General features: G+C 55.5%; 5 protein-coding genes and 1 pseudogene. All 6 read left to right on the forward strand.

The genetic code is table 11. The features are described from left to right. The coding region (locus IOB61_RS14870) for a hypothetical protein (protein ID WP_290818416.1) at positions 1–373 on the forward strand (373 nt) is incomplete at its 5' end. Further along, positions 373–897: a hypothetical protein gene (locus IOB61_RS14875; protein ID WP_290818419.1), complete on the forward strand. Its 525-nt coding sequence runs from the start codon at positions 373–375 to the stop codon at positions 895–897. The genes IOB61_RS14870 and IOB61_RS14875, both read left to right, overlap by 1 nt. A 3-nt stretch (positions 898–900) precedes the next feature. Beyond that, positions 901–1,866, forward strand: coding sequence for a P-type conjugative transfer ATPase TrbB (gene trbB / locus IOB61_RS14880; protein ID WP_290818422.1), 966 nt, complete (start codon positions 901–903; stop codon positions 1,864–1,866). Between the two features lie 210 nt (positions 1,867–2,076). Next, a complete protein-coding gene (locus IOB61_RS14885; RefSeq protein WP_290818425.1) occupies positions 2,077–2,409 on the forward strand; it encodes a TrbC/VirB2 family protein in 333 nt (110 codons plus the stop codon). A gap of 43 nt (positions 2,410–2,452) precedes the next feature. Beyond that, positions 2,453–2,728, forward strand: coding sequence for a VirB3 family type IV secretion system protein (locus IOB61_RS14890; RefSeq protein ID WP_290818428.1), 276 nt, complete (start codon positions 2,453–2,455; stop codon positions 2,726–2,728). A 68-nt stretch (positions 2,729–2,796) separates the two neighbouring features. Further along, positions 2,797–4,003: pseudogene (locus IOB61_RS14895) on the forward strand (conjugal transfer protein TrbE); the annotation flags it as partial.

Raw genomic sequence — 4,003 nt, forward strand, 5'->3', positions numbered from 1 at the left:
GAAATATCTTCGCCCCGGTGCGCCAGCGCATAGGGATACTCCCAAACAAGAACTGCCCAGTGAAGTCGAGACACCAAAGGTCAGGAAAGCGGCCGTAAAAAGATCAAGACCACAACCAGCCCAAGAGACAAAGCTAATACCAACAGCCTCGGCCCTACCAGAACCGAAGGCACCAGAAACTCCGGACTATGACAACAACGGATCATCGGGCCTTGAAGGTGTGCGTCAGTCTTGGGGCACAATCGAAAAGGAAAAAGCTACACCGCCTAAACCTTCCAACGACCAATTGGCCTTTGAGTTTGAGGCCAAAGCTGAGACTCCGGCCAACGACCCCGATGATCTATTGGACCGACTGCATGGAGGCAAAGGCTGATGGGCGCGCGTCCTCGTCTGATTGCCAAGCCCAAAGGGGAGGGCCTCAAACCACCTCCTGCCAAGGTGCAAGTCTATCTATCCAAGGCAGGACTTGGGGCAGCACTTGAGCGGGAAGCCAAAGCGCGGCGGATCAGTCTAAGCCAAGCGGCCGAGGCTATTCTGGAGCGCGGCCTTAAAGGTAAGATTGAAGCAGACCCCGGTGACCGCCTATTGGCAATCGAGCGGCGCTTGAGTGATCATATGCGTCTGACCGCACGTGATTTATTTGTCGTCGAAGAAATGCTCTTCATTGCCCTGCGCACCATCATATCAAGACTGCCGGAACATCCCCAAGAGCGCGACCCGGATTATCGGGCTGAGATTGATATTTCGATGGATGAGTTCATGGATGAGCTCTCGCGAAAAGTTCGCCAAGGCCGGATGCAATTTGAGGCGGGTCTCAAAGAGCCACCCATCGAAGAGGCCCAAACTGGTGACCCCGCCAATGATCCAGCCCCAACTCAAATCGGTGAGGGGATTTAGGTCATGGCCAAGCTCGGTGATCATCCCATCATTGCCGAGCGCCGCCTTGAAGCTTTGCGTCACGCGCTAGGGCCCCATGTCCTTGCAGCCCTGATCGACCCAGATGTCGTCGAAATCCTCGCTAATCCCGACGGGCAATTGATCCTCGACAGAATAGGTTCAGGCCGCGCCCCAACCAATCAAACCCTGAGCCCTGAAGCACGCGACCGCGTCATTCGGCTCATTGCCGATTATGTTGGCGAACCTGTTCTGCCAGAGGATCCAAGACTTTCTGGCGTATTGCCTGAGACGGGCGAGCGCTTCCAAGGTGTTCTACCGCCCGTTAGTCGCGCGCCAGCCTTTTCGATCCGTAAGCGGCCGAGCCGTATCTTTACCCTGGAAGATTATCAGGCTGAAGGCATTCTTCATGAAGACCAGCGTCATCTGATTGAGGCCGCCGCGACCAGCCGCCAAAACATCCTCATCTCGGGAGGCACCTCTTCTGGCAAGACGACGCTCGCCAATGCCATCCTCGCCTTGCCGGCCTTTACCGATACTAGGACGATATTGATTGAAGATACGCCTGAACTGCAATGTTCGGCTTGGGACCAGATTGGCCTTCTGACCCGCAGAACACCCAAGCCCATTGGAGTGGTGGATCTTGTTCGCGATAGTCTGCGCTTGCGTCCCGACCGGATTGTTGTGGGTGAGATGCGCGACGGGGCAGCAGCACTTGAGACGTTGAAGGCTTGGAACACGGGCCATCCAGGTGGGCTTTCAACCATCCATGCCAATAGCGCCAAAGACGCACTATCCCGCCTTGAAGACCTGACCGGTGAAGTTGCGACGAGCATTCCTCGGCGCGCCATTGGTCAGGCGATTGATCTTGTCATCCATATTGCGCGCTCCCGTGAGGGCCGTCGTGTAGAGGACCTCATTGAAGTGAGAGGAGAAGAAGAAGGAGCTTATCTGACGCGTAAAATCGGGTGAGAACGACCTGAACTTACGCCCCAAAATCGCCTTAGCGCCTTAGACGCGCTCGCCCAACCGGACCCTGGACACAGAGGCCCGGCGAGACCATTTGGAACAACAGAAATTCTTCTAAGTCATTATTATTATTTCATTTTCTTTCTTAAGTTGGCATGAGTTATGCACAAGATATCCACAGGGATCGGAAGCGTCCCGGATTGGAGCAAAGCAATGAAAAATGCCAAATTTATTCGTCAGAGCCTTCTGACTTCGCTGACAACAGGCCTTGTCCTGGCAAGTCTTGCAAGCCCCGCATTAGCTGGTGGTTCGGGCATGCCGTGGGAAGGCCCACTCCAGCAAGTCGTCAATAGTTTGACTGGCCCTGTTGCCCAAGCGGGCGGGGTCATTGCGGTCACCATGTTTGGATTGGGTGTCGCATTTTCAGAATCCGGTTCTGGCCTGCGGCGCGGCGTTTCCATTCTCTTTGGGATCGCGATTGCCTTTGCGGCGGCCAGCTTCTTTATGGGCTTCTTCGGCTTTGGTGGTGGCGCAACGATCGGATGATCGGTTCGCCTGAACCCAAGCTGAGATCAGGGGGAGCTGATCCATGAGCGCCTATCAGCCAGATCGACCCGAGGGCTATGAACTTCCCTTGGCAGCATCTTTAACCCAACCCATCCTGATGGCGGGCCTGCCCAGAGAATATGCCATTTTGATGGGGACACTGGCTTTGGTTTTGGGCCTTGCCCTCAAGCTTTGGTGGCTCGGTCTGATCTGGTGGGGTGTCGCCCATGGGGTGGGCCTTTGGTTTGCTAAGCAAGATGGGCGGTTTCTCGAGGTCTTGCGCCGCCACCTCAGACTGCCTGGCCATTTAGGGGCATAAAGCCCCAGCCATCTTCATTTTAACATTCAATCTGCCATGGACGCCTCAGCGTCCGGGAGTGCGTTCCCATGCGTTTTCTCGATGAATTTCGCCAGAAGCCCATTACTTTGGCTGACCACTTGCCGTGGGCGGCATTAGTCGGCCCAAGCCTTCTCCTCAATAAGGATGGGAGTTTTTCTTCCTGCATCAAATTTCGCGGACCTGATCTTGAGAGTTCAACGCCAGAAGAATTGATGGCGGTCAGAGCCAGGCTCAATAATATGCTGAAGCGCTTGGGGACCGGTTGGTGTCTTCATATGGAAGCGCGCCGCAGACAGGCCGATCCCTATCCAGATCAGGCACCTTCCAATCCTGCCGCTTGCCTCATTGATGAAGAGCGCAAGGCTCATTTTGAACATGCAGGAACAGCTTTTGAGACGGACCATTTTGCGACCTTTAGCTGGTTGCCGCCGGCTGATGATGTCCGAAAAGCCGAGAACTTCCTGTTTCAACATCAATCGACGGATGCACGCGATTGGCGCGAGAGCCTCGCCCTATTTCGGCGCGAGATCGCACTGCTCATGGATCTCATGGCTGATGCATTGCCGGAAGCGCGCCTTATGTCGGATGAGGAATTGCTGACCTATTTACACGCGACGATCAGCCCCAAAGCCCACCCAGTCCAAGTTCCCGAGACACCGGTTTTTCTCGATGCGCAAGTGGCCGACACGCCGCTCCAAGGTGGGCTTGCGCCCAAGCTTGGCGATCGGCACTTACGTGTCATCAGTGTTCGCTCCTTTCCCAGTCGAACCTTGCCAGGTCTCCTGGATGGTCTAGGCCAATTGCCCTTTTCCTATCGTTGGGTAGCGCGCTGGATTGGACTGGATAAACCCGACGCTGAGGCAGAACTCATCCGGCTCAGAAAACGCTGGTTTGCCAAGCGTAAGGGGATGGGGACGCTTCTTCGTGAAGCCATCACCAAAGAAGATGTGCCGCTCCTAGATCGCGATGCACAAGTCAAGGCAGATGAATGCGATGGCGCGCTTGAAGCCTTGGGTGCTGAAGTTTGTGCTTATGGTTGGCTGACACTGACCGTCACGGTTCTTGATAGGGACGAGGGCAGAGTGACCGAGAAGGCACGTGCCATTGAAGCTGTCCTCAACGCGCAAGGCTTTGTGGCCCGCACCGAAGACCTCAATGCGGTTGAAGCCTGGCTCGGGTCTATTCCCGGCGAGCCTTATGCCGATGTTCGTCGGCCCATGCTCTCCACCCTCAATCTGTGTGATCTCTTGCCCA

The organism is Aquidulcibacter sp., from assembly GCF_020253525.1.
Classification (GTDB): Bacteria; Pseudomonadota; Alphaproteobacteria; order Caulobacterales; family Aquidulcibacteraceae; genus Aquidulcibacter.

What these genes read in the sequence shown, in the direction of transcription:
- trbB (WP_290818422.1), top strand. Translation starts at nt 901, where the DNA reads ATGGCCAAGCTCGGTGATCATCCCATCATTGCCGAGCGCCGCCTTGAA.
- IOB61_RS14890 (WP_290818428.1), top strand. Translation starts at nt 2,453, where the DNA reads ATGAGCGCCTATCAGCCAGATCGACCCGAGGGCTATGAACTTCCCTTG.
- IOB61_RS14875 (WP_290818419.1), top strand. Translation starts at nt 373, where the DNA reads ATGGGCGCGCGTCCTCGTCTGATTGCCAAGCCCAAAGGGGAGGGCCTC.
- IOB61_RS14885 (WP_290818425.1), top strand. Translation starts at nt 2,077, where the DNA reads ATGAAAAATGCCAAATTTATTCGTCAGAGCCTTCTGACTTCGCTGACA.